Raw genomic sequence first — 663 nt, 5'->3', positions numbered from 1 at the left:
AATGTAAGAAGGTTGGATAGTAAAAAGGTGGCTCATGGGCCACCTTATCTTTTTGCCGGAGCTGATACATCAAACATCAATCCCCATCATACAACCACTCATCAAATTCGCGATTTAACTCGTTATTCACCTTACGCTTGATCTGGTCTGGATCAGTGGCATTTTTAACGCGTTCCACTTTATTCGTGTACTGGCTTGTCGCCTCGTTTACTTCCCGTTTCATTTTGTTTTGCACGTAAGTCCCGTTGGTGAGATCTTCAATATCCCGCTTGGTATTATTGAGCGTATTCGTAATCTGATGCTTGTTATGGTCGTATTTGCGTTTCGCTTTGATCGTATCTTTCAGCACATTGCCGGCACTTGCGGTTAGCGGCAGTAATACTAACGCAACTAAAAAGTACTTTTTCATATTTCAATATCACTTATTACTCAATCTCAATGAGCCAAGTAGACCAAAGCGATCCGATAGAATTGTCAGAAGTTCAACAAGCCAAACTATCGTCTTGATTATGAAACACAGTGAGTCTTGGCGTTAATTGCTGTATTTATTAATTACTGTATTCGTTCCAGCCTCGTTGCCATTCCATGCGGAATTTTTGCGCTTGCTCAGTGCCCTCACAGACACCCTCATAATATTGGCCAGATAGACCCATTTGATAAGCA

General features: G+C 41.5%; 2 protein-coding genes. Both read right to left on the bottom strand.

Going from position 1 to position 663, the window contains the following annotated elements; all coding sequences use genetic code 11:
• Positions 1-76 precede the first annotated feature (76 nt).
• Positions 77-409, bottom strand: a complete 333-nt coding sequence (locus tag R7Z49_RS25485; protein ID WP_029999935.1) for a hypothetical protein — start codon at positions 407-409, stop codon at positions 77-79.
• A 139-nt stretch (positions 410-548) separates the two neighbouring features.
• Positions 549-663 (bottom strand): DUF2799 domain-containing protein (locus tag R7Z49_RS25480; protein ID WP_318094233.1); only part of this gene is annotated, 115 nt, incomplete at its 5' end.

The sequence above is a fragment of the Vibrio sp. 1562 genome, assembly GCF_033340155.1.
Taxonomy (GTDB): domain Bacteria; phylum Pseudomonadota; class Gammaproteobacteria; order Enterobacterales; family Vibrionaceae; genus Vibrio; species Vibrio alginolyticus.
This window is presented reverse-complemented; position numbering and strand designations above follow the sequence as displayed.